24 protein-coding genes and 2 pseudogenes are annotated in these 22,701 nt (G+C 62.9%); 10 read left to right on the top strand and 16 right to left on the bottom strand.

All coding sequences use genetic code 11. The annotated features are described in order from the left end of the window. Nucleotides 1-216 precede the first annotated feature (216 nt). From ACFOJ9_RS12535 to hutI, 5 genes are read right to left on the bottom strand one after another with little or no spacing between them, the layout of a single operon-like run. Nucleotides 217-804 (bottom strand): HutD/Ves family protein, encoded by a 588-nt coding sequence (locus ACFOJ9_RS12535; RefSeq protein WP_378979162.1) that lies wholly within the window; start codon nucleotides 802-804, stop codon nucleotides 217-219. Between the two features lie 12 nt (nucleotides 805-816). Further along, the gene (gene hutU / locus ACFOJ9_RS12530; protein WP_378979161.1) at nucleotides 817-2,487 is read right to left on the bottom strand and encodes a urocanate hydratase; all 1,671 of its coding nucleotides are present in this window, start codon (nucleotides 2,485-2,487) and stop codon (nucleotides 817-819) included. Nucleotides 2,488-2,514: 27 nt separating this feature from the next. After that, the gene (hutG, locus tag ACFOJ9_RS12525) at nucleotides 2,515-3,327 is read right to left on the bottom strand and encodes an N-formylglutamate deformylase (RefSeq protein WP_378979160.1); all 813 of its coding nucleotides are present in this window, start codon (nucleotides 3,325-3,327) and stop codon (nucleotides 2,515-2,517) included. A 3-nt stretch (nucleotides 3,328-3,330) separates the two neighbouring features. After that, the gene (gene hutH, locus ACFOJ9_RS12520; RefSeq protein ID WP_378979159.1) at nucleotides 3,331-4,869 is read right to left on the bottom strand and encodes a histidine ammonia-lyase; all 1,539 of its coding nucleotides are present in this window, start codon (nucleotides 4,867-4,869) and stop codon (nucleotides 3,331-3,333) included. Beyond that, nucleotides 4,866-6,101, bottom strand: a complete 1,236-nt coding sequence (gene hutI, locus ACFOJ9_RS12515) for an imidazolonepropionase (protein ID WP_378979158.1) — start codon at nucleotides 6,099-6,101, stop codon at nucleotides 4,866-4,868. The genes hutH and hutI overlap by 4 nt, the downstream gene beginning before the upstream one ends. Before the next feature lie 98 nt (nucleotides 6,102-6,199). Between hutI and ACFOJ9_RS12510 the strand changes: the two genes are divergently transcribed. Continuing rightward, nucleotides 6,200-7,552, top strand: coding sequence for a formimidoylglutamate deiminase (locus ACFOJ9_RS12510; protein ID WP_378979157.1), 1,353 nt, complete (start codon nucleotides 6,200-6,202; stop codon nucleotides 7,550-7,552). Continuing rightward, nucleotides 7,549-8,289 carry a histidine utilization repressor gene (hutC, locus tag ACFOJ9_RS12505; protein ID WP_378979156.1) on the top strand — a complete coding sequence of 247 codons (741 nt, stop codon included), beginning with the start codon at nucleotides 7,549-7,551 and terminating at the stop codon, nucleotides 8,287-8,289. Before ACFOJ9_RS12510 ends, hutC begins: the two co-directional genes overlap by 4 nt. 149 nt (nucleotides 8,290-8,438) lie before the next feature. On the opposite strand, the gene ACFOJ9_RS12500 is transcribed toward hutC, so the two are convergent. Beyond that, nucleotides 8,439-8,783: a RidA family protein gene (locus ACFOJ9_RS12500; protein WP_378979155.1), complete on the bottom strand. Its 345-nt coding sequence runs from the start codon at nucleotides 8,781-8,783 to the stop codon at nucleotides 8,439-8,441. A 223-nt stretch (nucleotides 8,784-9,006) separates the two neighbouring features. Between ACFOJ9_RS12500 and aztA the strand changes: the two genes are divergently transcribed. The 6 genes from aztA to ACFOJ9_RS12470 all read left to right on the top strand — a co-directional run bounded on the left by aztA (nucleotide 9,007) and on the right by ACFOJ9_RS12470 (nucleotide 13,050). After that, nucleotides 9,007-9,813 (top strand): zinc ABC transporter ATP-binding protein AztA, encoded by an 807-nt coding sequence (aztA, locus tag ACFOJ9_RS12495; protein WP_378979154.1) that lies wholly within the window; start codon nucleotides 9,007-9,009, stop codon nucleotides 9,811-9,813. After that, nucleotides 9,813-10,688, top strand: a complete 876-nt coding sequence (gene aztB, locus ACFOJ9_RS12490; protein ID WP_378979153.1) for a zinc ABC transporter permease AztB — start codon at nucleotides 9,813-9,815, stop codon at nucleotides 10,686-10,688. Before aztA ends, aztB begins: the two co-directional genes overlap by 1 nt. A 28-nt stretch (nucleotides 10,689-10,716) precedes the next feature. Continuing rightward, nucleotides 10,717-11,658: a zinc ABC transporter substrate-binding protein AztC gene (aztC, locus tag ACFOJ9_RS12485; protein ID WP_378979152.1), complete on the top strand. Its 942-nt coding sequence runs from the start codon at nucleotides 10,717-10,719 to the stop codon at nucleotides 11,656-11,658. 120 nt (nucleotides 11,659-11,778) lie between these two features. Next, nucleotides 11,779-12,201: a YeeE/YedE family protein gene (locus ACFOJ9_RS12480; protein ID WP_378979151.1), complete on the top strand. Its 423-nt coding sequence runs from the start codon at nucleotides 11,779-11,781 to the stop codon at nucleotides 12,199-12,201. A gap of 4 nt (nucleotides 12,202-12,205) precedes the next feature. Beyond that, nucleotides 12,206-12,643, top strand: coding sequence for a DUF6691 family protein (locus ACFOJ9_RS12475; protein WP_378979150.1), 438 nt, complete (start codon nucleotides 12,206-12,208; stop codon nucleotides 12,641-12,643). A 68-nt stretch (nucleotides 12,644-12,711) separates the two neighbouring features. Then, on the top strand, nucleotides 12,712-13,050 hold the full coding sequence (locus ACFOJ9_RS12470) for a TIGR01244 family sulfur transferase (protein ID WP_378979149.1): 339 nt from the start codon (nucleotides 12,712-12,714) through the stop codon (nucleotides 13,048-13,050). A 13-nt stretch (nucleotides 13,051-13,063) separates the two neighbouring features. Here ACFOJ9_RS12470 and ACFOJ9_RS12465 read toward each other — a convergent pair whose 3' ends face one another. Beyond that, on the bottom strand, nucleotides 13,064-13,531 hold the full coding sequence (locus ACFOJ9_RS12465) for an Lrp/AsnC family transcriptional regulator (protein ID WP_378987739.1): 468 nt from the start codon (nucleotides 13,529-13,531) through the stop codon (nucleotides 13,064-13,066). A 138-nt stretch (nucleotides 13,532-13,669) separates the two neighbouring features. Between ACFOJ9_RS12465 and hppD the strand changes: the two genes are divergently transcribed. Beyond that, complete coding sequence (gene hppD, locus ACFOJ9_RS12460) at nucleotides 13,670-14,782, top strand: 4-hydroxyphenylpyruvate dioxygenase (RefSeq protein ID WP_378979148.1); 1,113 nt, start codon at nucleotides 13,670-13,672, stop codon at nucleotides 14,780-14,782. A gap of 24 nt (nucleotides 14,783-14,806) precedes the next feature. On the opposite strand, the gene ACFOJ9_RS12455 is transcribed toward hppD, so the two are convergent. The 7 genes and pseudogenes from ACFOJ9_RS12455 to hmgA all read right to left on the bottom strand — a co-directional run bounded on the left by ACFOJ9_RS12455 (nucleotide 14,807) and on the right by hmgA (nucleotide 19,490). Continuing rightward, entirely contained in the window at nucleotides 14,807-15,118 is a 312-nt protein-coding gene (locus ACFOJ9_RS12455; RefSeq protein WP_378979147.1) for a BrnA antitoxin family protein, read from the bottom strand. Beyond that, a complete protein-coding gene (locus ACFOJ9_RS12450) occupies nucleotides 15,105-15,362 on the bottom strand; it encodes a BrnT family toxin (protein WP_378979146.1) in 258 nt (85 codons plus the stop codon). The genes ACFOJ9_RS12455 and ACFOJ9_RS12450 overlap by 14 nt, the downstream gene beginning before the upstream one ends. Before the next feature lie 53 nt (nucleotides 15,363-15,415). Further along, nucleotides 15,416-15,965: pseudogene (locus tag ACFOJ9_RS12445) on the bottom strand (DinB family protein). A 4-nt stretch (nucleotides 15,966-15,969) separates the two neighbouring features. Further along, complete coding sequence (locus tag ACFOJ9_RS12440; RefSeq protein ID WP_378979145.1) at nucleotides 15,970-16,263, bottom strand: hypothetical protein; 294 nt, start codon at nucleotides 16,261-16,263, stop codon at nucleotides 15,970-15,972. Nucleotides 16,264-16,267: 4 nt separating this feature from the next. Continuing rightward, on the bottom strand, nucleotides 16,268-17,281 hold the full coding sequence (locus ACFOJ9_RS12435; protein WP_378979144.1) for a fumarylacetoacetate hydrolase family protein: 1,014 nt from the start codon (nucleotides 17,279-17,281) through the stop codon (nucleotides 16,268-16,270). Further along, nucleotides 17,278-18,165 (bottom strand): MBL fold metallo-hydrolase, encoded by an 888-nt coding sequence (locus ACFOJ9_RS12430; protein WP_378987736.1) that lies wholly within the window; start codon nucleotides 18,163-18,165, stop codon nucleotides 17,278-17,280. Before ACFOJ9_RS12430 ends, ACFOJ9_RS12435 begins: the two co-directional genes overlap by 4 nt. 11 nt (nucleotides 18,166-18,176) lie before the next feature. Next, nucleotides 18,177-19,490, bottom strand: a complete 1,314-nt coding sequence (gene hmgA / locus ACFOJ9_RS12425; protein ID WP_378979143.1) for a homogentisate 1,2-dioxygenase — start codon at nucleotides 19,488-19,490, stop codon at nucleotides 18,177-18,179. A gap of 87 nt (nucleotides 19,491-19,577) precedes the next feature. Here hmgA and ACFOJ9_RS12420 point away from each other — a divergent pair. Continuing rightward, a pseudogene (locus ACFOJ9_RS12420) lies at nucleotides 19,578-20,027 on the top strand (MarR family winged helix-turn-helix transcriptional regulator); the annotation flags it as partial. 223 nt (nucleotides 20,028-20,250) lie between these two features. On the opposite strand, the gene tdh reads toward ACFOJ9_RS12420, so the two are convergent. Both tdh and ACFOJ9_RS12410 read right to left on the bottom strand, forming a co-directional pair. Further along, entirely contained in the window at nucleotides 20,251-21,285 is a 1,035-nt protein-coding gene (tdh, locus tag ACFOJ9_RS12415) for an L-threonine 3-dehydrogenase (RefSeq protein WP_378979142.1), read from the bottom strand. A gap of 165 nt (nucleotides 21,286-21,450) precedes the next feature. Then, nucleotides 21,451-22,638 carry a glycine C-acetyltransferase gene (locus tag ACFOJ9_RS12410; protein WP_378979141.1) on the bottom strand — a complete coding sequence of 396 codons (1,188 nt, stop codon included), beginning with the start codon at nucleotides 22,636-22,638 and terminating at the stop codon, nucleotides 21,451-21,453. Between the last annotated feature and the right edge of the window lie 63 nt (nucleotides 22,639-22,701).

The following is a 22,701-nucleotide window of genomic DNA, read 5'->3' as shown; positions in this document are numbered from 1 at the left end:
TAAAACCGATTCAAATGCAATTGGTTGCATAAACCCCCATTGCCGAAAGTTTGTTTGCGCACCACGACAGGGCGTCATCTCTCAGCGAAAAACAACGACGAGCGCCCCTCCTCCCGTCGGGATCGATCGACGGGGAGGATTCGGGCTTTTTCGTGATGCCCGCCATCAGCTTACGCTATAATTCGCCCGCATCGCGATCATGTTTGGAAACAAGCGTTAATCGTTGCCGGAGATGCCGCCGATCCGGATCATGAACAGCGTTGCCTCATGGATGGGCTGGACAAGCAGGCTGGCGTCGTCCGGATCAGCTACCAACGTGTCCAGCGCTCCGAGGCGAACCGGTTCGGCGGCGGGCACGATGACTTCGCCGTCCAGGCACAGGATCACGGTTGTGCCGGCTTCAGTCCGGATTTCCACAGGGGTCGAAATCGACAGGCGTTCGACCGAATGCGTCATCCGGCTTCGGCGGGTCATGACATTGAGATCGGTGATCGGCCCACCGATCAGCGTGGCCGAGGTCTGCACGTCGGCCGGGAAGGAAAACAGGGCGGTTGCCCTGTTTATGGATGTCGGCGGGTAGCCGGCAATCTCGAGGACGATGCCCTCGCCTTCGAGCACGGCAAGGGTGCGATCGATACCGGCAAATTGCGAGAACGGGCCGCTCAATTCGACGCGCGCCATCGAGACGCGCCAGTCGAAGTCGTCGAGCCCCGCACTTGCGGGCGAGACGGCGATCTCCGTCGTCACCCCGCCGCCGTTCTTCCACGGCATAGACCGGTAGTCGGCTGCCCGCAGGATGCGCATCGGTTCAGCCAATCAGCCGAGAATGCCGGGCAGGTTGAGCTGGTGTTCCCTGGCGCATTCGACGGCGATCTCGTAGCCGGCATCGGCGTGGCGCATGACACCGGTCGCCGGGTCGTTCCACAAAACCCGCTCCAGGCGCCTTGCTGCGTCCGGCGTACCGTCGGCGACGATGACCATGCCGGCGTGCTGCGAGAAGCCCATGCCGACGCCGCCGCCATGGTGCAGCGACACCCAGGTGGCGCCAGACGCCGTGTTGAGCAGCGCGTTGAGCAGCGGCCAGTCGGACACGGCGTCCGAACCGTCCTTCATGGATTCCGTTTCGCGGTTCGGCGAGGCGACCGAGCCGGAGTCGAGGTGATCGCGACCGATGACGACAGGGGCCTTCAACTCACCCTTGGCCACCATCTCGTTGAAGGCGAGCCCGAGCCGATGCCGGTCGCCAAGACCGACCCAGCAGATGCGCGCCGGCAACCCTTGAAAGGCGATGCGCTCGCGCGCCATGTCGAGCCAGTTGTGCAGATGGGTGTTGCCAGGCGTCAGTTCGCGCACCTTGGCGTCGGTCTTGTAGATATCCTCCGGATCGCCCGACAGAGCCGCCCAGCGGAACGGGCCGATGCCGCGGCAGAACAGCGGACGGATATAGGCCGGCACGAAACCGGGGAAGGCGAAGGCGTTCTCGAAGCCCTCCTCCTTGGCCACCTGGCGGATGTTGTTGCCGTAGTCGAGCGTCGGCACGCCGGCGTTCCAGAACGCCACCATCGCCTCGACATGTTCGCGCATCGAGGCGCGGGCAGCCTTTTCGACTGCCTTGGGGTCGGACGTCCGTTTCTCGCGCCATTCGGCCAGAGTCCAGCCTTTGGGTAGATAGCCGTTCAGCGGATCATGCGCCGAGGTCTGGTCGGTGACCATGTCCGGGCGCACGCCGCGCCGCACCAGTTCGGGCACGATATCGGCTGTGTTGCCGACCAGGCCGACCGACTTCGCCTCGCCGGCCTTGGTCCAGCGCTCGATCTTCTCCAGCGCCTCGTCAAGCGTGTCGGCGCGCTCGTCGACATAGCGGGTGCGCAGCCTGAAATCGATGCGGTCGGGATCGCATTCGATGGCCAGGCAGCAGGCGCCGGCCATGACGGCGGCGAGCGGCTGGGCGCCGCCCATGCCGCCGAGCCCGCCGGTCAGGATCCATTTTCCCCGGAGATTGCCGCCATAGTGCTGGCGGCCAGCCTCGACGAAGGTCTCGTAGGTGCCCTGCACGATGCCTTGCGTGCCGATGTAAATCCACGAGCCGGCCGTCATCTGGCCGTACATCATCAAGCCTTTCTTATCGAGCTCGTTGAACTTCTCCCAGGTCGCCCAGTGCGGCACCAGGTTGGAATTGGCGATCAGCACGCGCGGCGCGTCCGGATGGGTGCGGAACACACCGACCGGCTTGCCCGACTGCACCAGCAAAGTCTCGTCATCGGCCAGCGCCCTCAAGGAGGCGACGATACGGTCAAAGTCGTTCCAGGTCCGCGCCGCCCGGCCGATGCCGCCATAGACGACCAGTTCGTTGGGGTTTTCGGCAACGTCGGGATCGAGATTGTTCATCAGCATGCGCAACGGCGCTTCCGTCAGCCATGAGCGGGCGCTGATTTCCGTGCCCCGCGGGCTGCGGACTTCACGGATGTTGTGGCGAGGATTGTTCACGGGGTCACTCCATAAAAGGATCGAATGTCAGCCGAGCGCCCAGGATGTCGCGGCCTCGAGAATCTTCTTCAGCTTCGCGGCCATGGGTGCAGCGAACGCGGCATCGTAGGGCACCGGCCAGTTGTCCGGCTCACCCTTGCCCTCGGGTTCGCGCAGGTAGCCGCGATCGGCGAGTTCCATCTGCAGCGCGTGAAAGCCGCCTTGCGGGTTGCCGAAGTAGCGCGTGATCCAGCCACCCTTGAAACGGCCGTTGATGACGTAGCTGTCGCCGGTTTCGGCCATGATCTGGCCGACCAAGGCCTGCAGCGTCGGATCGGCGGTCTGGCCGTCATTGGTGCCGAGATTGAACACCGGCAGCGTGCCATAGAACAGACGCGGCAGCACCGAACGGATCGAGTGGCAATCATAGATGACGACCCTCTCATGCAGGCCGCGCAGCCTAGTGGCTTGGTATCCCAACATTTCATGGTAGGGCACGAAGTAGGACTGATGGCGCTGGCTGATTTCCGCCGGCGTCGGTTCCGCGCCCGGCAGGTAGAGCGGATCGCCGTCGAAAGTCTCTGTCGGACAAAGCGTCGTCGTCGTCTGCCCCGGATAGAGCGAGGCGCCGGACGGATCGCGGTTGACGTCGATGACGGTGCGCGAGATCGACGTATGCACAACCGTCGCGCCAAGGCCGGCAGCGAAATCGTAAAGCTTGTCGATCCACCAGTCGCAATCGCGGCGGCCGAGCCAGGGCGAGATCAGCCGGTTGTCGATGCCAGCGAGATCGATGCCGGTATGCGGGATCGACACCAGCAGAGGTGCCGTGCCTTCCGTTACTGTAAGCCAGTCGGTCATGTCTTAGGCTCCCGAGATCGACGGCAGTGGCACCGCGCCGGCTGCCTTGATGGTCGCACCACTGCGCACCATGGCGATGGCCTTTTCCATATCCGGGTGGAAATGCCGGTCATTGTCGAGATGCGGCACCTCGGCCCGGACCAGCTTGCGCACGGCCTCGAGTGCCGCGCTCGACGCCAGCGGTGCATGGAAGTCGCAGCCTTGCGCAGCGGCGAGCAATTCGATGCCGATGACCGCAGTGGCATTCTCGACCATGCCGATCAGCCGGCGCGCACCGTGCGCCGCCATGGAAACGTGGTCTTCCTGGTTGGCCGAGGTTGGAATCGAATCGACGCTGGCCGGATAGGCTTTCTGCTTGTTTTCGGAGACGAGCGCTGCTGCCGTCACCTGCGGGATCATGAAGCCGGAGTTCAATCCGGGCTTCGGCGTCAGGAAGGCCGGCATGCCGGACAGCGCGGGATCGACAAGCATGGCGATGCGGCGCTCCGACAAAGAACCGATTTCGCAGACGGCGAGCGCGATCATGTCGGCGGCGAAGGCCACCGGCTCGGCATGAAAATTGCCGCCGGACAGTGCGGTGTCATCCTCGGCGAAGATCAGCGGATTGTCGGTGACGCCGTTGGCCTCGGTGCCGAGCGTGTCGGCGGCTTGGCGCAGCACGGTGAGTACCGCGCCCATGACCTGCGGCTGGCAGCGCAAGCAGTACGGATCCTGCACGCGTTCGTCGCCAATCCGGTGCGATTCACGGATGGCGCTGCCGGCCATCAGATTGCGCAGCGCGTCCGCCGTCTCGATCTGGCCGCCATGCTTTCTCAGCGCATGGATGCGCGGATCGAAGGGTGCGTCCGAGCCTTTTGCCGCGTCGGTCGACAGAGCGCCGGCGACCAGCGCCGACTGGTAAAGCACTTCGGCCTCGAACAAAGCGGCCAGCGCGTAGGCCGTCGAAAACTGCGTGCCGTTGAGCAGTGCCAGGCCTTCCTTGGCGCCCAATGTGACCGGCTCCAGCCCGTGCGAGACAAAGGCGACCTTGGCCGGTACGCGGCCATGCGGGGTAAAGCATTCGCCAACGCCGATCATCACCGCTGTCATGTGCGACAACGGCGCCAGATCGCCGGAGGCGCCGACGGAGCCTTGCGCCGGCACAACCGGGATAACGTCGTTGGCCAGCATCGCTTCGAGCAGTTCGATGGTCTGCGGCCGCACGCCGGACGCGCCCTGCGCCAGGCTGGCGAGCTTCAGCGCCATCATCAGCCGGCAAACGGCTGATGGCATCGGCTTGCCGATGCCGGCGGCGTGCGACAGCACGATGTTGCGCTGCAAGGTCTCGAGATCTTCGGCCGGGATGCGAACGCTGGCCAGTTTGCCGAAGCCGGTGTTGATGCCATAGACCGGCTCACCCTTGGCGACGATCCTGGCGACGGCCTCGGCGCTCGCCTTGATTTTCGGCCGGCAGGCATCGTCCAGCCTCAGTGCGGCGCCACGATAGATGGCGCGCCAGTCGGCCAGCGTCGCATTGCCGGGCTTCAGGGTCAGTTCGGTCATTGTCCTCTCCAGATGCGGGCATGCAGCGGGTTGAAGCCCATGCGGTAGACGAGTTCGGCGGGGCGCTCGATGTCCCAGATCGCCAGGTCGGCGGATTTTCCGACCTCGAGCGTGCCGGTTTCACCCAGCAAACCAAGCGCGCGGGCGGCCTCGCGGGTGACGCCGGCAAGGCATTCATCGACCGTCAGGCCGAACAGGGTCGCCGCCATGTTCATGGTCAGAAGTAGCGAGGTCAGCGGCGAGGTGCCGGGGTTATTGTCGGTAGCGACAGCCATCTTGACGCCGTGCTGACGGAACAGGCTGATCGGCGGCTTTTTTGTCTCGCGAATGAAATAGTAGGCGCCGGGCAGGATCGTCGCCACGGTTCCCGCCTTTGCCATCGCCGCCGCACCCGCCTCATCGGTGTATTCGAGATGATCGGCCGACAGCGCGCCATAGCGAGCGGCAAGTTCGGCGCCATGCAGGTTGGACAGCTGGTCGGCATGGAGCTTGACCGGCAAGCCGGCCGCCTTGGCCGCGTCGAAGACGCGCGCCATCTGCTCCGGCGAAAAGGCAATGCCCTCGCAGAACCCGTCGACGGCATCGGCCAGCCCCTCAGCGGCAACCACCGGGAGAATTTCTTTGGCGACCAGATCGATAAAAGCGTCCTTGTCGCCCTTGGCTTCCGGCGGCAATGCATGGGCGCCGAGGAAGGTGGTGCGGATCGTCACCGGCCGCCGTTCACCCAGTTGGCGGGCCGCACGCAGCGATTTTTTCTCGTTTTCGAGGTCGAGGCCGTAGCCTGACTTTACCTCCACCGTGGTTACGCCTTCGGCGATCAGTGCATCGAGACGCGGCAGCGATTGGGTGATTAGCTCGCTCTCGCTGGCGGCGCGCAAGGATTTGACCGAGGAGACAATGCCGCCGCCGGCCCTGGCAACCTCTTCATAGGTGGCGCCGGCCAGCCGCATCTCGAACTCGTTGGCGCGGTTGCCGGCATGGACCAAATGCGTATGGCAGTCGATCAGGCCAGGCGTGATCCAGCGGCCCTTGCAATCGATTGTCTCGACGCCCTCGGCAAGCGTCGCGGGCATCTCGGATTCGGGGCCGGCATAGACGATGCGACCATCACGCGCAGCGACCACGCCGCGTTCGACGATGCCTAGTCCGTCAGAACCTTCGGCCATCGTCGCCAGGCGCGCATTGCGCCACAGACGAAGATCCCCTGCCCGGCTTTTGCTCTCTGCAGCCATCATCTTTTCCGTTTCAATTGGTGGCGATTATGTATATACATATTGAAACGCCCTGCAAGTGCCATCATCGCATGAGAGACAGAGAACTGGAGAGAAAAGTGGCAGCGATCTTTGCGGAACAGGCACTCCTTCCCAATGGTTGGCACAACAATGTGCGGATCACCTTTGCCAATGGACGCATCATAACCGTCGAGCCTGGAGCTACCGCGCTGGCCGGCGACGAACGTCACGCGATCCTGTTGCCCGGCATGCCCAACCTGCACTGCCACGCCTTCCAGCGCGGCATGGCCGGCCTTGCCGAGCTTCGCGGCCCCTCCGCCGACAGTTTCTGGAGCTGGCGCGAGGTGATGTACCGCTTCGCGCTGTCGATGACGCCCGATCAGGTCGAGGCGGTTGCAGCACAACTCTATATCGAGATGCTGGAGGCCGGCTTTTCACGCGTCGGCGAATTCCACTATCTGCATCACGACCGCGACGGAAAACCCTACGCCAACCCAGCCGAGATGGCCGAGCGCATTTCGGCCGCGGCCAGCGAGACGGGTATCGGCCTGACGCTGCTGCCGGTGTTTTATGCGCACTCATCTTTCGGCGGTGCCGCGCCAAACGAGGGCCAGCGACGATTCATCAACGATGTGAACCGGTTCTCGCGGCTTGTTGAGAAAAGCCGGGAATGCGTTCGCAGTTTGAATCAAGCGGTTGTCGGCGTTGCCCCGCACAGTTTGCGCGCGGCGACACCGGAAGAACTGATTGAGGTGGCCGAGATAATGCCGGATGGGCCGATCCACATCCACATTGCCGAGCAGGTGAAAGAAGTCGAGGATTGCCTTGCCTGGTCGGGCGCGCGGCCGGTCGAATTTCTGCTTGGCCATGCCAAGGTCGACAGGCGCTGGTGCCTGATCCACGCCACCCATATGACCGATGCGGAAACCGTCGCCATGGCAAAGAGCGGCGCCATCGCCGGTCTCTGCCCGATCACCGAGGCCAATCTCGGTGACGGCACTTTTGCAGCGCCGCTGTTCAGAGACCATGGCGGCCGCTTTGGCGTCGGCTCCGATTCAAACGTGCTGATCGGCCTGCCCGACGAGTTGCGCCAGCTCGAATATTCGCAGCGCCTCGCCCACCGCGCCCGCAATGTGCTGGCGGTCGCAGGCGGCTCGACCGGCCGGGCGCTGTTCGACGCCGCACTCGACGGTGGCAGCGTCGCCCTTGGCGCCGGCGCCTCCGCGATCGCCGCCGGCGCATCCGCCGATCTCGTCTCGCTCGACGCCGGCCATCCCTCGCTGGCCGGCAAGAGCGGCGACGCGATCCTCGACGCCTGGATTTTCGCCAATGGCAGCAAGGTCGACTGCGTTTGGGTGCATGGCCATAAACAGGTTAGCGCCGGCAGGCATGTGAAGCGCGAGGACATCGCCGAGCGGTTTCGCAGCGTGATGACGGCGCTTTCGGCATGAGCATGGCCGACACAGTGGTAGCGGAAGGTGGCGGCTCGCTGCACCAGCGCATCCTGACCGACATTAGCGAACGCATCATGTCCGGTGCCTGGGCACCCGGCCATCGCATTCCGTTCGAGCACGAACTGAGCACGCAATACAATTGCTCGCGCATGACGGTGAACAAGGCGCTGTCGCAGCTTGCCAAGGCTGGGCTGATCGAGCGGCGCCGCCGTTCCGGCAGCTTTGTGCGCCGGCCGCAGTCGCAAGCGGCGGTGCTAGAAATCCACGATATCCGGATCGAGGTCGAAGCGCTCGGCCTGCTTTACCGCTACGAGCGCATGGCGCGGCACAAAAGGCGCAGCAATACCGAGGATCGCGCCTTGCTGGAACTCGCCACTGCTGGCCCGGTGCTGGCGCTGGAGTGCCGGCATTTCGCCGGCGAGCGGCCGTTCGCGCATGAACAGCGGCTGATCAACCTGACCGCCGTGCCCGAGGCAGCAGACGAGGAATTCGTGGCCATAGCACCAGGACCATGGCTAATTGGCCGCGTGCCGTGGAGCGAAGCCGAGCACCGCATTCGCGCTGTCGCCGCCGACAGACATATCGCGGCCGCGCTCGATATCGCAGCCGGCGCGCCGTGCCTGGTGGTCGAGCGTCGGACATGGAGCGCCGATCACCCGGTCACCCATGTGCGCTTTACCTACGCGGCCGAGAGCCACACGCTGGTGGCAAGATTCAGGCCGTCGCAGGGGTAGTTGCCTTCTTCACCCTCCCCCTTGTGGGGAGGGTCGGCGAGCCGGCATTGCGGAGCAATGGTGGCGAGACGGGGTGGGGGTGCGGCGCCGACCCCCACCCGGACCTACGGTCCGACCTCCCCACAAGGGGGAGGTAGAAGGCCGCAGCCTCAAATCGCGGCCGTAATAATAATCTCGACCAGATATTCCGGGCCGGCGAGCTTTGCTTCGCCGGTGGCGCGGGCCGGCGTGTTGCCTTGCGGCACCCACTTGTCCCATTCCGCGTTCATCTCGGCAAAGGTGCTCATGTCGGCCAGCCAGATGATCGCCTGCAGGATCTTGGTCTTGTCCGAGCCGGCCTTGGCCAGCAGCTCATCGACAGCCGCCAGAATATCCCGGGTCTGCGAAGCGACGTTGCCGGTCGGCTGACCGACCTGACCGGCCAGATAGACGGTATCTCCGTGAATGACGATCTGACTCATGCGCGGGCCAACATCGATGCGACGAATGCTCATTGGATGGTTCCTTCTGTGGCGGTTGCGCCTCTTTAGAGTTGCGGCCGGCTTCGGGCAAGGTCGCCAAGTCGAATCCCCTTGGGCCAAGGGCATATGATATCCTCACACGGCAAGTTGACCCGCCAGCCGCAATTCCGCCGGATTGGCTTGTTGACTAATGTAATAACATCACATATCCAATCGGCCGCTGCCCGCAGCCGGATTTCGCCCCACGGATCGCAGAATGACAAATACCTGCCTGACATTCCGCGACCTGACGCTTGGCTACGGCAGCCATCCGGCAATCCATCATCTCGACGGCACCATCCGCAAGGGCTCGCTGACGGCTGTCGTCGGAGCCAACGGCTCCGGCAAATCGACGCTGATGAAAGGTATTGTCGGCGTCCTGAAGCCGATGGCCGGCGAGGTTATCCGCACACCCGGCGTTCGCGCTGCCTATCTGCCGCAGCAATCGGAACTCGACCGCTCTTTTCCGGCGCGGGTGGTGGATCTGGTTTCGCTCGGCCTGTGGCCACGGCGCGGCCTGCTTGGCCGCTACACCAAGGAAGATCGCGAAGACGTCAGCAAGGCGTTGATGGCGGTCGGCCTCGGCGGCTTCGAGAAGCGGCCGATAGACACGCTGTCGGGCGGCCAGTTGCAGCGCACGCTGTTTGCGCGTGTCCTGCTGCAGGACGCCGACCTCATCCTGCTCGACGAACCCTTCAATGCCGTCGACGCCAAGACAGTCGGCGACCTGATCGCATTGATCAAGCACTGGCATGGCGAGGAACGCACCATCATGGTGGTCGTCCACGACCTGGACCTGGTGCGTCAGAATTTCCCCGAAACATTGTTGCTGGCGCGCCAGCCGATTGCCTGGGGCGAGACCAGGGAAACGCTGAAGCCTGAAAATCTGCTGCGGGCCCGCCGCTTCCACGAAGCCTGGGAAGAGAATGCGCCCTGGTGCGAGCCAGACGAGCACCCTCATGATCATGGCCATGATCACGACCACCATGACCATCAACATGGCGTCGGACCGAGGGCTGCCTGATGGATACGCTTTACGGTCTTGTCATCGCGCCCTTCGCTGATTTCGGCTTCATGCAGCGGGCGTTGATCGGTTCGCTGATGCTGTCGCTCGGCGCCTGCCCGATCGGCGTTTTCCTGATGCTGCGGCGAATGAGCCTATCGGGCGACGCCATGGCGCACGCCATCCTGCCGGGTGCCGCCGCCGGCTTCCTGTTTTATGGGCTGGAAATCCTGCCGATGACCATCGGCGGCCTGATCGCCGGCGTCATCGTCGCGCTCGGCGCCGGCGCCGTCTCGCGCTTCACCATCCAGCGCGAGGACGCCTCGATGGCCGCCTTCTATCTGATTTCGCTCGCCATCGGCGTGCTGATGGTGTCGATCCGCGGCTCCAGCGTCGATCTCATGCATGTGCTGTTCGGCACCGTGCTGGCTCTCAACGATGAAGCGCTGACGCTGATCGGCGGCATCGTCGCGGTGACGCTCGTCAGCCTCGCCATCTTCTGGCGGGCGCTGGTTGCCGAATGCCTCGATCCGTTGTTCCTGCGTTCGGTCAGCCGGCTCGGCAGCCCGGTGCATTTCATCTTCCTCGGCCTTGTCGTGCTCAATCTCGTCGGCGGCTTCCAGGCGCTCGGTACCTTGCTGTCGGTCGGGCTGATGATGCTGCCGGCCGCCGCCGCCCGCTTCTGGACGGTGCGCGTCGAGCCGATGTGCGTGCTGGCGGTGCTGATCGGCTTTGCCTCCTGCGTCGCCGGGCTGCTTTTGTCCTATCACGCGTCGCTGCCGTCCGGCCCGGCCATCATCCTGTCGGCCGGCGTCGTTTATTTCGCCTCGATCCTGTTTGGCACGCGCGGCATTCTGCGCGCGCGCATCATCCACCACCGTCACAGAACGGCCTGATCCCCCGCCCCTAAAAGGAGACCCGCCTATGCTGAAATCGATCCATGCCGCCCTGGCGATGAGCGTTATAACATTAACCGCCTTTGGCGCATCGTCGGCCTTCGCGGCACCGCTGAAAGTGGTCGCCAGCTTCACTGTCATTGCCGATTTCGCCAAAAATGTCGGCGGCGACCGCATCGACGTCACCACCATCGTGGGGCCGGATGGCGACGCCCATGTCTACGAGCCGAGCCCGGCCGATGCTGTGGCCATGGCCAAGGCCGACATCGTGCTGGTCAACGGCCTGCATTTCGAAGGGTTTCTGCAGCGGCTGGTCGATGCCAGCGCCACCAAGGCGTCTATCATCACCTTGACCAAAGGCGTGACGCCGATCGATTTCAAACCTGAATTCGCCGACGCCGATGCGGCCGAAGGTGCCGGTACCGGTGGCGGCAAGACGGTCACCGATCCGCACGCCTTCCAGTCGATCGCCAATGCCAGGATCTATGTGAAGAACATCGCCGAAGCCTTCTGCGCGGCCGATTCCGATGGCTGCGTCAGCTATCAGACCAATGCCGCCGCCTACACCAAGAAGCTCGACGCGGTCGAAGGTGAAGTGAAAGCGGCGATCGCCTCGATCCCGGAAGAAAAGCGCGTCGTCATCACCTCGCATGACGCCTTCGGCTATTTCGAGCATGCCTACGGCCTGACTTTCCTGGCACCGCAAGGCATCTCTACCGATTCCGAACCGTCCGCCGCCGACGTCGCCAAGCTGGTTACCCAGGTGAAACAGGACAAGGCCGCGGCGATCTTCGTCGAGAACATCACCAACCCGCGCCTGATCGAGCAGATCGCCAGCGAAACCGGCATCAAGGTCGGCGGCACGCTCTATTCGGACGCGCTGTCGCAGCCCGACGGTCCGGCCGCGACCTATATCGACATGATGCACAATAACATCCGTCAGATCAAAGGCGCCATTCTCGGCAGCTGATTGGCCGGTGCCTACGATCCGGCCGGGCGGAGATAGCCCGGCCGGATTTTCCGCCGAAAATGTATATCTGCGCTATAGTCGGCTCACGCGGATCGACCCCAGTTCGAAAGCCGGCTCTCCATGACAGACTTCACGCCGTTCCAGTCGCTACTCGGAGGGGCCCTGATTGGCCTGTCGGCGGTGCTGCTGATGGCTTTTCATGGCCGCATCGCCGGGATGACCGGCATCCTGACCGGAATCCTCCCGCCGCTTGCATCTGACTGGCAATGGCGGGCCGCCTTTCTCGCTGGTGCCGTGGCCGCGCCGCTTCTGTTTATCGCCATCGGTGGGCAGATCGCCTTCAGCGTGCCGGTGCCAATGCTGGCACTTGTCGTCGGCGGGTTCCTGGTCGGCCTCGGCGTGCATTTCGGTGCCGGCTGCCCGAGCGGGCACGGCATTTGCGGCATAGCGCGTCTGTCGCCACGCTCGATCGTTGCGGTCGCGATCTTCATGGTCACTGCCTTCGCCACCGTCTTCATCATCCGCCACGTGATCGGAGGCTGAGTCGATGAACAAGCTCGTCTCTGCATTCCTGATCGGCGGGGTTTTCGGCCTTGGCATCGCCATTTCCGGCATGATCAATCCGGCCAAGGTGCTGAACTTCTTCGATGTGGCCGGAACCTGGGACCCGAGCCTGATCTTCGTCATGGCCGGCGGCCTTGCCGTCGCCTTCGTCGGCTATCGCCTCGTATTCGATCGGCGCAAGACGCCGGTGTTCGAGACCGCCTTCGCACTGCCGACAAAACAGGTCATCGACACGGAGCTGGTTGGCGGCGCCGCTGTCTTCGGCATCGGCTGGGGCATTGCCGGCTTCTGTCCCGGCGGAGCCATCCCTGCCCTTGGCCTTGGCTATTTGGCGACAGCGATCTTCGTTGCGGCAGTGATTGCCGGCATCGTCGTGGCGCGTTTCGCCAGGGCGCGGCTCGCTCAACCGGCTTCGGCATAGGATTCGAGTTGCCGACCACGTCAGGGAATGGCAAGACTCTCGCCAAATCAGATTGCGAGGACATCGTCATGGAATATCGTGAGATCAGCGAGGACTATTCGGTTTCGGGCCAGATCCAGCCGGAAGACGTCGCCGCCATCAAGGAAGCCGGCTTCAAGAGCGTCATCTGCAACCGGCCTGATGACGAGCAGCCCGGCCAGCCTTCGGCCGACACCGTCAAGGCAGCGGTCGAAGCCGCAGGCCTTGCCTTCCGCTACATCCCCGTCATCAGCGGCCAGATTACTGCCGAGAATGTCGAGGATCAGGCCGAAGCACTCGACGAACTCGACGGCCCGGTCTTCGCCTATTGCCGTTCTGGCGCCCGCTGCACCAATCTTTATGGGCTGATCCAGCAATCGAGGGGTTAGATCGGCCCAAGATTCAAATCGGCAGCGCGCCGGTTTCCTTGAGCGTCTCCAGCACGATCGCCGTCTTCACGTGCTGCACGGATTCGTGCGGCAGGAGAACGCCGTTGACGAATTCCGACAGTGATTTCAAGTCGGGCGTCACCACTTTCAGGATGTAGTCCATCTCGCCGGTCAGCGCGTGCGCTTCCTGCACCTCGGGCAGCCGCGCCACCAGTTCGCCGAAGCGCCGCGCATTGTCGCGGTTATGAGTGGCGAGCGTGACCGAGATGACGTTGACCAGGGAAAAACCGAGCTTGTCGCGGTCGAGAACGGCGCGATAGCCCTTGATAAAGCCGTCCTCCTCCAGCCGCTGGCGGCGACGCGAACATTGCGACGCCGACAGGTTCACGCGCTCTGACAGATCGTTGTTGGTCAGCCGCGCGTCACTCTGCAAGAGCGCCATTATCTTGCGGTCAAACTGATCAACGCGCGTCCCATCCATGGTTTTATCTCTCATTATGCACGCTTCACGCATGATGTGATCATTTCAAGCGTTTGAATGCAAGCACCATGCACCGGCTCCGCGCTATGATGGCGTCAGATGGCCTTTTCAGGCCAAGCCAGCTTTTGGAGGAATATCATGGGCCCCTTCCCGCACGACGCCCCGCCCGCCACGATCAGCAAGGACAACCCGGCCGGCACCGACGGTTTCGAGTTTGTCGAGTTCGCGCATGCGGAGCCGGAAAAACTGGCCGAACTGTTCGCCCGCATGGGCTATATCGCTGTGGCGAAGCACCGCACGAAAGACATCACCATCTGGCGCCAGGGCGACATCAACTATGTCGTCAATGCCGAGCCCGGCTCGCATGCGATGAAGTTCGTCGACAAGCACGGTCCCTGCGCCGCCTCGATGGCTTGGCGGGTGGTCGATGCCAAGCATGCCTTCGATCATGCCGTTGCCAAGGGCGCCACGCCTTACGAAGGCGCCGACAAGGCGCTCGACGTGCCGGCGATCGTCGGCATTGGCGGCTCGCTGCTCTATTTCATCGAGACCTATGGCAAGAAGGGTTCGGCCTATGATGCCGAGTTCGAGTGGCTGAGTGCGCGCGACCCGCGGCCGGAAGGCGTCGGCTTCTATTATCTCGATCACCTGACCCACAATGTCTATCGCGGCCAGATGGACAAATGGTGGGATTTCTACCGCAATCTGTTCGGCTTCAAGCAGATCCATTTCTTCGACATCGACGGCAAGATCACCGGCCTGGTCAGCCGCGCCATCACCTCGCCCTGCGGCAAGATCCGCATTCCGCTGAACGAGTCCAAGGACGAGACCAGCCAGATCGCCGAGTATCTGAAGAAGTACAATGGTGAAGGCATCCAGCACATCGCCGTCGGCACCGACGAGATCTACGCCGCTACCGACAAACTCGCCGACAACGGGCTGAAATTCATGCCCGACCCGCCGGAAACCTACTACGACATGTCGTACGATCGCGTGAACGGCCATGACGAACCGATCGAGCGGATGAAGAAGCACGGCATCCTGATCGACGGCGAAGGCGTCGTCGACGGCGGCATGACCAAGATCCTGCTGCAGATCTTTTCGAAGACCGTGATCGGCCCGATCTTCTTCGAGTTCATCCAGCGCAAGGGCGACGAAGGTTTTGGCGAGGGCAATTTCCGCGCGCTGTTCGAATCGATCGAGCAGGACCAGATCAAGCGTGGGGTGATCAAGGTGCAGGCTGCGGAGTAGACACCGCCATATATTCGCAGGCGTCTATTTGGCGAGGCCCACTGCCTTGCGCAGAATATCGTTGATCCGGCTCTGCCAACCGGGACCGCCGGCGCGAAACTGGGCGACCACATCGCTGTCCAGCCGGAGCGTCACCTGTTTCTTCGGATTATCGAGCGCCGGCCGCCCGCGCGAACGACGAATGCTCTCGGCGAGATCCGGAAACACTTCGGCGAAGGGGCTGGCATTTCTGAAATCCTCTTCGCTCCATTCGGGATTATCTGAAACAGCATCCCAGTCTTCCTTGCGGTAACCGTGCCCCGGTTCGAACTCTGTCTGCGGCTTACGCTTTGTCATTAAACAACCTCCTTTCAACGGGACTGGCCGGGCGCATTGAAATTATCGAAATGCCCTCCGAGCCAAGCTGGGCAAAGATCACGGCAACAACACCATCAATCATCCGGCCAATTGCCATGAAACGACCGGTTTTGGCCGTTCGGATCGTCGAGCCCAGGAAAAATTCGTCATCCAGTGCGGCAAAGTCCAAGCCGTGTTTTTCGATATTGGCCAATCGCTTTGGTTCGTCCCAGACGATCTTCATCTGAATTTATGCACCTACAATAATTGAGTCAAGAATTTTCGTAACTACAATAATTAATTGCCGTCCCCAATCGCAAGTCGCTCGACTTCCGCCTTTCTCAGCTTCGCATCATAATCGAGCAGGAACTCGTCCAACTGCGGCGGCTTGACCGAGGCGCCGGACAGCATCGCGTGCACCTGGCCGCGATGATGGATGTCGTGCAGGAAGAGGTGGGCGAGGATATCGCCGATGCGTTCCGGGATCATGCCGTCCTCGCGCCGGTCGGTGATGACGCGGCGATCGAGATCGTCGGCCGAGAGCCGATCGCAAAAGGCGATCAACCGCCGGTCGGCTACGACCTGGGCGGCAAACAACGCCCCCGGCTCGTCGAACGACACGAAGTCGTCATGGGCGGCAGCGCCGAGACCACCCTTCCTCGAGAAAATCGAGATAGAGAAGATCGACTGCCAGTATGTGGTTGAGCGTTGCCTTGATCGACGGAAAGAAGCTGGTGCGTTCGGCTTCGAACTCACCCGGCTGAAGCGACAGCACCGCCCGATAGAGCCGATCGTTCGACCAGAGATTGTTGCCGGCCATGCGGCGCAGGTGATCCAGCAGGTTCATGACGTCATCCGGTTGACCGCACCAGATACAAGCCCGCCCCCATAACGGCAAATCCGGCGAGAACGATCAGCAAAAGCCGGTTCATGTGTCGCCGCATGGCTTGCGTTTCCGGATCTCGCGCGACTTTCATGTTGGTGATGGTGTGGAACATCATCGCCTTGCGCGGAAAGCCGCTGCGGTTGGTCAGGTCAGGCGAGCGCGCCTCGATGCGGTAGCTCAGCCGGATCGCCTGGATGAAGACCGCCAGTATGGCGAGTGCCCAGACACCGGCCAGCAGATAGAATGTGTCCCCCATCATGCCCTTACCTCTCGTATTTCTCGACCTTCTGCTCGATGGCGCCGAAAATCGAATGCCCAGCTTTGTCCTTCATCTCGATGCGCACCGTGTCGCCGAAGCGCAGGAACGGCGTTTTGGGCTCGCCTGACACAATGGTCTCGATCATGCGCAGTTCGGCGATGCAGGAATAGCCGGCGCCACCGGCCGAGACAGGTTTGCCCGGCCCGCCGTCGAGCTTGTTGGAGACGGTACCGGAACCGATGATCGTGCCGGCGGCCAACGGCCTTGTCTTGGCGGCGTGAACGATCAGCGCCGGAAAGTCGAAGGTCATGTCGATACCAGCATTGGCCCGGCCGAACGGCTTGCCGTTGAGATCAGCGAGCAGCGGCAGGCTGACCTTGCCGCCGTCCCAGGCATTGCCCAGTTCGTCCGGCGTGACCGCGACAGGCGAAAACGCTGAGGACGGCTTTGACTGGAAGAAGCCGAATCCCTTCGCCAGCTCCGGCCCGGTCAGCGCGCGCAGCGTGACGTCGTTGACCAGCATGACGAGCCGGATCGCGGCGCGCGCTTCATCGAGGCTTGCACCCATCGGCACGTCATCGACAATGACAGCCACCTCCGCCTCCATGTCGATGCCGAAGGCTTCGTCGACCATGCGAATCGGGTCGCGTGGCGGAATGAAGGCGTCCGAGCCGCCCTGGTAGATCAGCGGATCGGTCCAGAAACTCGCCGGCATCTCGGCGCCGCGCGCTTTGCGCACCAGTTCGACATGGTTCACATAGGCCGAGCCGTCAGCCCATTGATAGGCGCGCGGCAGCGGCGAATGGGCGTCATGCTCGTGGAAGCGCTCCGCCGGCACCGCATTGTTCTCCAGCGATTCCGCTATTGTCGCGAGGTGCGGAGCGATGCGCCGCCAGTCGTCGAGCGCCGCCTGCAGCGTGCGCACCAGGAACGAGGCGTCGGTGAAGCGTGTCAGGTCGCGCGAGACGACGACGAGTTTGCCGTCGCGCGTCCCGTCCTTCAATGTGGCAAACTTCATACGGTTTCCTCTCCTTGTGCAGCTTTTCTGCCGCTTAATTCTACAACAAGGCCGTCGCGGGCGATCGTCAAGTCGCCGGCCCATGTTTTCCTGACGGCGGCGATCCAGTCCGCCTCGACAATCCCGGGATCGTCGGCCGGAATGAGGTGATTGAGCACCAGCCTCTTGACGCCGGCATCGCTGGCGATGCTGCCGGCCTCTTCGGCAAAGCTGTGGCTGGCGAGCAGATGCTCTTTCAGCCGCGCACCATTGCCGGTCTTGGCCACCAGCCGCTCGATGCCTTCCTCCAGCATGGCTTCGTGGACGAGGATATCGGCGCCTTTGGCGAAATCAGCCAATGGCGGAAAGAAGGCCGTATCGGCGGAGAACACCACGCTCTTCCCGCCATGCTCGAAACGCAGGGCAAAGCACTCGGTCACCGGCGGATGGTCGACGCGCAGCGCCGTCACCTTCAAGCCGCGCTGCTCGACCACCTGGCCTTCGCCGAATTCGACGATCGAAACCAGCTCGCGAATATCCGGCCTGCCCTCGTCAACAATGCGGATCTCGATGTCGAACTCCATCGCCTGACAGAAACGCCGCCAGTAGTGGCCGGTGCCCCGCGGACCGAACACGCTGACCTGGTTTGCCAGACCCGCCGTCCAGGCGGTGTGGATCAGCGGGCCCAGTTCCAGCACATGGTCGGAATGCAGATGCGTGATGAAGATCAGGTCGAGCGCCTTCAGGCTGATGCCGGCATCGACCAGACCCCGCGTCACGCCAAGTCCGCAGTCGACGACGATGCCGCGGCCGCCGATCTCAAGCAGCGACGAACTCGGCCACGGTCCGCCCGGCCGCAGTGCCGGGCCACCCTTCGAACCCAAAATCACCAGCCGGTCCGGCATTGGCTCGGTGCTCAAGACCAGTCGCCCTCCAGCGTGCCGTTGAAGCGCTTCTTCAGGTCGGCCCAGCAGTCGATGTAATTGTCTTGCCGGGTTTCGAGTTCGGCGCCGTAGCGGGTCAGCATCTGCGGAAAGCGGGTCTCGAACATGAAGGCCATGGTGTTGTCGAGCCTGACCGGTTTCAGCTCGACTTTCGAGGCCTTTTCGAAGCCAGGCGCATCCGGCCCATGGGCCAGCATCAGATTGTGCAGGCTGATGCCGCCGGGCACAAAACCCTCTTCCTTGGCATCGTACTGGCCGTGGATCAGGCCCATGAACTCGCTCATGATGTTACGGTGGTACCAGGGCGGCCGGAACGTATCTTCGGCCACCAGCCAGCGCGGCGGGAAGATGACGAAGTCGATGTTGGCCGTGCCCTCCTCGCCGCTCGGTGCCGTCAGCACCGTGAAGATCGACGGATCGGGATGGTCGAACAGCAGCGCTCCGACTGGCGAAAAGGTCGCCAGATCATATTTGTAGGGCGCGTAGTTGCCGTGCCAGGCAACGACATCCAGCGGCGAATGGCCGATCTCGGTGACATGGAAATTTCCGCACCATTTCACCGTCAGCCGGCACGGTGTTTCCTTTTCCTCGAACCAGGCGCAAGGCGTCTTGAAATCGCGCGGGTTGGCCAGGCAGTTGGCGCCGATCGGGCCACGGTCAGGCAGCGTAAGCTTGGCGCCGTAGTTCTCGCAGACATAGCCGCGCACTTCCTTGTCGACCAACTCGACCTTGAAGACCAGACCGCGCGGCAGCACGGCGATCTCGCCGGGCCTCAATTCGATGACGCCCATCTCGGTGACGAAGCGCAAAGCGCCGACCTGTGGCACGATCAGCAATTCGCCGTCGGCGTTGAAGAAATGATCGTCACCCATCGAGCGGTTGGCCACATAGACATGTGCCGCCATGCCCGTCTGGCCGAGCACGTCGCCGGCGGTGGTGATGCTGCGCATGCCGGCGATGAAATCGGTCGGTTCCTTCGGCATCGGCACCGGATTCCAGCGATACTGGCCGAGCGCCAGCTCATGATCGCCGACATTGGGCGCAGTCTTCCACAAGGGATAGCTCACAGCCTTGAAGCGGCCGGTATGCTTGACGCTCGGTCGGATGCGGTAGAGCCAGGAGCGCTCATTGGTGCCGCGCGGGGCGGTGAAGGGCGAGCCCGAAAGCTGCTCGGCATAGAGGCCGTAGGCCGGCCGCTGCGGCGAATTCCGCCCCTGCGGCAGCGATCCCGGCAAGGTTTCGGTTTCGAAGTCGTTGCCGAAACCCGGCATGTAGGAAAAGGCCATTGCTTCCTCCCGGAATGGATATCAATTGACCGAACTGGTTTCATTTGTAACGATCGAAAATGTAACCATCAATGGCGGCTTTGAAAAATGGCGATCAAGAGCGAAGCGTCCGACGCGCCTGAAATTCTCAATCTGGAAAATTTCCTGCCCTACCGGCTTTACAGGCTTGCCGACGCCGTCAGCCGCGAATTTTCGCGAATATACAAGGACAGCCATGGCCTGACGCGGCCGGAATGGCGCACCCTTTCGGGGCTGGGGCAGCATGGCACGATGACGGCGTCTGCGATCGGCGCGCAATCGGCCATGCACAAGACCAAGGTTTCGCGCGCCGTGGCTGAACTCGAACGGCGGCGCTGGCTCGTGCGGACACCTGATGAGAAAGACCGCCGGGTCGAACATCTGAACCTGACCAAAGCCGGGCTTGCCGCCTATCGCGAGATGGTGCCGCTGGCGAAGGCGTTCGAGCAGGAGTTGCTGGCGAGGTTTGGTGAGGAAGAGCGGGCGGCGATCGTCAGCGGGGTCGCGGCGCTGGAGGGGCGTTGTGTGCCCGGTAGTGATCCTTCACACCCCCCTCTGTCCTGCCGGACATCTCCCCCGCAAGGGGGGAGATTGGCAGCTTCGGCGTCCCCGCGATCTCAGCAACGCTGATGATCGGCGAAAGCAATGGTGACATCCGATCTCCCCCCTTGCGGGGGAGATGGCCGGCAGGCCAGAGGGGGGTGCTGTCCCACGGCATCCACGGAAAGGCGCCAACCAACGCCTACCAGTCCATCACCACCTTGCCCGAGCTGCCGCTGCGCATGGCATCGAAACCGATCTGAAAATCGTCGATGCCGATGCGGTGCGTGATAAGCCCGGAAACATCGAGCGGCCCCTGCACCAGCGCAATCATTTTGTACCAGGTCTCGAACATCTCGCGGCCGTAGATGCCCTTGAGATGCAGCATCTTGAAGATGACCTTGTTCCAGTCGATCTCGAAGCCGGTCGGCGCGATGCCCAGAATAGCGATCTTGCCGCCATTGTTCATGGTGTCGATCATGTCGCGGAAGGCGGGCGCGGCGCCCGACATTTCGAGGCCGACGTCGAAACCCTCGGTCATGCCGAGCGCCGGCATGACGTCGCGCAGCTTTTCCTTCGAGGCGTCGACGACATGCTGGACGCCGAGCTTTTTCGCCAGTGCCAGCCGCACCGGGTTGATGTCGGTGATGACAACTTTTCGCGCGCCGACGCATTGCGCGACGAGCGCGCCCATGATGCCGATCGGCCCGGCGCCGGTGACAAGCACATCCTCGCCGACCAGATCGAAGGACAATGCGGTGTGGACGGCATTGCCCAGGGGATCGAAGATGGCGGCGATCTCGTCCGGCACATCATCGGGGATCGGCACCACATTGTGCTGCGGGATTGCCAGATACTCGCCGAAAGCGCCCGGACGGTTGACCCCGACGCCGAGCGTGTTGCGGCACAGGTGCCCTCGCCCCGCACGGCAGTTGCGGCAATGGCCGCAGACGATGTGGCCTTCGCCCGACACGCGCTGGCCGACCTTATATTCGGTGACCGCCGCGCCGAAATCGGCAACGGTGCCGACGAATTCATGGCCGGTCACCATCGGCACCGGCACCGTCTTCTGTGCCCACTGATCCCAATTGTAGATATGCACATCGGTGCCGCAGATCGCCGTCTTCTTGATCTTGATCAGCACGTCGTTGGGGCCGATTTCCGGCACCGGCACCTCTTCCATCCAGATGCCCGGTTCGGCCTTGGCCTTCACCAGCGCCTTCATCATGTTCGACATATCTAGCTCCTTACCCTCCCCCTTGTGGGGAGGGTGGCCCGAAGGGCCGGGTGGGGGTCCAAAAGTTCGTCGGTGGAGATCTGTGCGCACCCCACCCCGTCTCCCGACCACTTGCCTTGCAAGCGGTCGCTCGTCGACCCTCCCCACAAGGGGGAGGGTAAAGCCTCATCCAATCACCCCGAGTTCGCGCCCGACGGCGGCAAACGCTTCCACCGCGCGGTCGATGTCGGCGCTGGAATGCGCCGCCGACATCTGCGTGCGGATGCGCGCCTGGCCTTTCGGCACCACCGGGAAGGAAAAGCCGATGACATAGATGCCGCGCTTCAGCATGCGCGCCGCCATCTCCTGTGCCAGCGTCGCATCGCCCAGCATCACCGGAATGATCGGATGGTCGGCGCCGGCCAATGTGAAACCGAGTTTGCCCATCTGCGACCGGAACCGCGCCGCATTGGCATAGAGGCGCTCACGCAAGGCGTCGCCATTGCGGATCAGTTCGAACACCTTGATCGAAGCGCCGGCGATCGCCGGCATCAGCGTGTTGGAAAAGAGATAGGGCCGCGAGCGCTGGCGCAGCCAGTCGACCACCTGGCTTTTGCCCGATGTGTATCCGCCGGACGCGCCGCCGAGCGCCTTGCCGAGCGTGCCGGTGATGATGTCGACCCTGCCCTCGACGCCGCAATGTTCGGCCGAGCCGCGGCCGTTCTGGCCGACGAAGCCGACCGCATGACTGTCGTCGACCATCACCATGGCGTCGTATTTCTCGGCAAGGTCGCAGACACCCCTGAGGTTGGCGATGATGCCATCCATCGAAAACACACCGTCGGTGGCGATCAGCCGGAAGCGGCAATCCTTGGCTTCCTTTAGGCGCGCTTCGAGGTCGGCCATGTCGTTGTTGGCGTAGCGAAAACGCTTTGCCTTCGACAGCCGCACGCCGTCGATGATCGAGGCGTGGTTCAGCGCGTCGGATATGATCGCATCGTCTTCGCCGAGCAGCGTCTCGAACAGGCCGCCATTGGCGTCGAAACAGGAGCCGTAAAGAATGGTGTCTTCCAGGCCGAGGAAGGATGAAATCGTCGCCTCGAGCTGCTTGTGCTCCTCCTGCGTGCCGCAGATGAAGCGCACCGATGCCATGCCGTAGCCATAGCGGTCGAGCGCCTGGCTGGCCGCCGCACGCAGGTCGGCGCTATCGGCGAGGCCGAGATAGTTGTTGGCGCAGAAATTAAGCACCTTCTGCCCACCGACCTCGATCTGCGCCGACTGGGTCGAAGAGATCACTCGCTCGGATTTGTAGAGGCCTGCCGATTTGAGCCCCGCGAGTTCGCTGTCGATGTGGGAGAGGAATGCTGCGGTCATGATCGAGCCTCGTTTGACGTGGGCCGACTGTCGTCTCGTCCGCGCGAAAAATCCATCGCAAAA

It is taken from the genome of Mesorhizobium cantuariense (assembly GCF_042647205.1).
GTDB lineage: Bacteria > Pseudomonadota > Alphaproteobacteria > Rhizobiales > Rhizobiaceae > Mesorhizobium > Mesorhizobium cantuariense.
This window is presented reverse-complemented; position numbering and strand designations above follow the sequence as displayed.